This is a genomic window from Streptomyces calidiresistens, from assembly GCF_014141525.1.
GTDB classification, from domain to species: Bacteria; Actinomycetota; Actinomycetes; order Streptomycetales; family Streptomycetaceae; genus Streptomyces; species Streptomyces calidiresistens.
In genome coordinates this window covers 1-3,553 of the sequence record NZ_VKHS01000587.1, presented here as the reverse complement: position 1 = coordinate 3,553, position 3,553 = coordinate 1, and the positions used below count along the sequence as shown (strand labels likewise).

The following is a 3,553-nucleotide window of genomic DNA, read 5'->3' as shown; positions in this document are numbered from 1 at the left end:
GACAGCGGCGGCGGGTGCGGTCGTCATGGGGGGATCATGCGAACGGAGCGGGCTCCGCGGGCGGGTGCCCGTGCTACGTTCGGCGGATGGCTGATTCGGTCGCGCTCGATGCGGTTGACCTGGGGATCCTGCGGCTGTTGCAGAACGATGCGCGGATGACCTACCGCGAACTCGCCGCCGCCGTGGGGGTCGCCCCCTCCACCTGCGTGGACCGGGTGCGGCGGTTGCGACGCGGCGGGGTGATCCTGGGACACACGCTGCGGTTGGACCCGGCGCGGCTGGGCCGTCCCCTGGAGGCCCTGTTGTCGGTGCAGGTACGGCCCCACCGCCGGGAGGTGATCGGGCCGTTCGTGGAACGGGTTCGGCGGTACCCGGAGGCGCGGGCGCTGTTCCACCTCTCCGGCCCCGACGACTACCTGGTCCACGTGGCGGTGGCCGGTCCGGCGGAGTTGCAGCGGCTGGTGGTGGAGGGGTTCACCGCCCGCCGGGAGGTGGCGCGGGTGGAGACCAGGCTGGTGTTCCGGCAGTGGTCCTGCGGGCCGTTGCTGCCGCCGGACGACATCGGCGAGCCGTACGGGGACGCGGGAACGCCCGGCGGGGGGTCCGAGGGCGCGCCACCGGCCCCGGAGGGAGGGGACCGAAGGGTTGCGGGAGGATCACGACAGGATTCTCGCGCCGTTCGGTGATGACGAACCGGGCCCCGGCATACCAGGATGGGGCCATGTCCGATACCACGCACGACCTGCTGCCCCGTCAACTGGCCGACGCCCACCTCGACGCGTTGGTCGAACTGAATCCGCTGATCGGCACCTACCTCGGCATCCCGGGGACGGCGGACCGGCTGCCCGACCTCTCCCCCACCGGCCTGGAGGCCGTCGCCGAGCTCAACCGGGGGACGCTGCGCCGGCTGGAGGCGGCCGAGGCCCTGCCCGGTGCCGACGACGACGCCGAGCGGCGCTGCGCCCGTCTGCTGCGCGAGCGGTTGACCGCCGATCTGGCGATCCACGACGCCGGCGAGCGACTGCGGGAGATCAACAACCTCTTCTCCCCGGTGCACGACATCCGCCAGGCGTTCACCCTGATGCCCGTGGCCTCGGAGGAGGACTGGGCGGCGGTGGCGCGCAGGCTGGCGGCGGTGCCGACGGCCCTGGAGGGGTACCGGACCTCGCTGGCGACCGGCCTGGACCAGGGGCTGCTCGCGGCGGAGCGACAGGTGCGGACCGTGGTGGAACAGTTCGGCGAGTGGGTGGGCGGGGACACGGGCGGCGGCTGGTTCGCCGACTTCGTCGCCAAGGGACCGGACTCCCTGCGCGCCGAACTGGACGAGGGCGCGGCGGCGGCCGGCGCGGCGGTGGCCGCCCTGCGCGACTGGCTGCGGGACACCTACGCCCCGCGCGCGGCCGGCGTGCCCGACGCGGTGGGCCGGGAACGCTACGCCCGCTGGGTGCGGCAGTGGAACGGCACCGACCTCGACCTGGACGAGGCGTACGCCTACGGCTGGGCGGAGTACCACCGGCTGCTGACGGAGATGCGGCGGGAGGCCGAGCGCATCCTGCCGGGGGCCGGGCCCTGGGAGGCCCTGCGGCACCTGGACTCGCACGGGGACGTGGTCGAGGGCGTGGAGGAGGTCCGCGACTGGCTGCAGCAGCTCATGGACGAGGCCATCGGGGCGCTGGACGGCACCCACTTCGACCTGGCGCCGGAGGTCCGGCGGGTGGAGTCGATGATCGCCCCGCCCGGCAGCGCCGCCGCCCCCTACTACACCGGTCCGTCGCTGGACTTCTCCCGGCCGGGGCGCACCTGGTTGCCGACGATGGGCGAGACCCGGTTCCCGATCTACGACCTGGTCTCCACCTGGTACCACGAGGGGGTGCCGGGGCACCACCTGCAGTTGGCCCAGTGGGTGTACGTGGCCGATCGGCTCTCGCGCTACCAGACGACCATGGGGATGGTGAGCGCCAACGCCGAGGGGTGGGCCCTGTACGCCGAGCGCCTGATGGACGAGTTGGGGTTCCTGACCGATCCGCAGCGCCGGCTGGGGTACCTGGACTGCCAGATGATGCGGGCGGTGCGGGTGATCATCGACATCGGCATGCACCTGGAGTTGGAGATCCCGGCGGACTCGGGCTTCCACCCGGGGGAGCGGTGGACGCCGGAACTGGCGCGGGAGTTCTTCGGGGCGCACAGCAGCCGGTCGGCGGAGTTCGTCGACAGTGAGCTGGTGCGGTACCTGGGTATGCCGGGGCAGGCCATCGGTTACAAGCTGGGCGAGCGGGTCTGGCTGCGGGGCCGGGAGGCGGCCCGGGCGGCGCACGGCGAGGCCTTCGACGCCAAGGCCTGGCACATGGCGGCGCTGTCGCTGGGGTCGCTGGGCCTGGACGACCTGGAGGACGAGCTGTCCGCGCTGTGAGGCGGGGGTCCCCGCGGTCCCGGCGCATGCGCCGGGACCGCGGAGGCCACCGCGCCGGGACGCGGGGCGCCTCGGGTCACACGGGCTCGGGGCCCCGCAGTCGCAGGCCGGATCCACGACGGCCCTTGGTGATCTCCAACTGGACGGGGACGCGGGAGCGCAGTTCGGCGACGTGGCTGACGATCCCGACGCTGCGGTTGCGTTCGCGCAGGGAGTCCAGCACGTCCAGCACGTCGTCCAGGGACTGCTCGTCCAGGGTGCCGAAACCCTCGTCCACGAAGAGGGTGTCCAGCCGTACCCCGCCGGCCTCCTCCGCGACCACGTCGGCCAATCCGAGGGCGAGGGAGAGGGAGACCAGGAAGGATTCGCCGCCCGACAGGGTGGCGGTGTCGCGCCGGCGGCCGGTCCACCCGTCCACCACGTGCAGGCCCAGTCCGCTGCGGCCCCGGCCGCTGCGGATGTCGGTGTGTTCCAGCAGGTAGCGGCCGGCGGTCATCCGGTCCAGGCGGGCGCCGGCGACGGCGGCGACCTGTTCCAGGCGGGCGGCCAGCACGTAGGTCTCCAGCCGCATGCGATAGGCGTTCTCCCCCGCCGTCCCGGCGGTGAGGCCGGCCAGCAGGGTCAGTCGCCGGCTCTCCTCCCGCCGGGGGGCCAGTTCGCGGACGCCGGTCGCGACGGCCCGGGAGAGCGCCTCGATGTCGGTGACCCGGGCCCGGGCGGTGTCCGCCGCCGCGGCGGCGGCGCGCCACCGCGCCTCGCTCGCGCGCAGCTCCGCCCCGGTGAGAGCGGGGTCGGGCGCGGGGTCGTCGACCGTTTCCCCGGCCGGGGGGTGGAGGTCGGGGTCGGCGAGGAGGGCGTCGACGGCCGCGCGGCGCCGGTCGTGATCCTCGACGCGCCGGCGCAGCGCGGTGCGGGCGTCCGGGGTGAGGACGGCGGCCCGCGCCGCGTCCGCCCGGGGGAAGCCGGCCCGCCAGACCGCCTCGGCGAGACGGTCGTCGGCCAGCTTGAGGTGTTCGGCGGTGTCCCGGACGGCCCGGACGGCCGGGGCGGCGGCGGCGAGTGCCTCCGCCCGGCGGGTCAGCAGGTCGGCACGGGCCCCGGGGTCGCCGGGGTCCTCCGGGTCGCCGGGGGAACGGGGGGTCT

3 protein-coding genes are annotated in these 3,553 nt (G+C 74.9%); 2 read left to right on the top strand and 1 reads right to left on the bottom strand.

Annotation, left to right across the window (positions count from 1 at the left end; genetic code table 11):
* Nucleotides 1-86 precede the first annotated feature (86 nt).
* Nucleotides 87-686 carry an Lrp/AsnC family transcriptional regulator gene (locus FOE67_RS20045; RefSeq protein ID WP_182666233.1) on the top strand — a complete coding sequence of 200 codons (600 nt, stop codon included), beginning with the start codon at nt 87-89 and terminating at the stop codon, nt 684-686.
* Between the two features lie 35 nt (nt 687-721).
* Nucleotides 722-2,410, top strand: coding sequence for a DUF885 domain-containing protein (locus FOE67_RS20040; protein ID WP_182666232.1), 1,689 nt, complete (start codon nt 722-724; stop codon nt 2,408-2,410).
* 76 nt (nt 2,411-2,486) lie between these two features.
* Here the strand turns inward: FOE67_RS20040 and FOE67_RS20035 are convergent.
* On the bottom strand, nt 2,487-3,553 hold a 1,067-nt coding region (locus FOE67_RS20035; RefSeq protein ID WP_323385112.1), incomplete at its 5' end, for an SbcC/MukB-like Walker B domain-containing protein.

Bases quoted from the DNA above. Each gene is read 5' to 3' on its own strand.
- FOE67_RS20045 (WP_182666233.1), top strand. From the start codon at position 87: ATGGCTGATTCGGTCGCGCTCGATGCGGTTGACCTGGGGATCCTGCGG.
- FOE67_RS20040 (WP_182666232.1), top strand. From the start codon at position 722: ATGTCCGATACCACGCACGACCTGCTGCCCCGTCAACTGGCCGACGCC.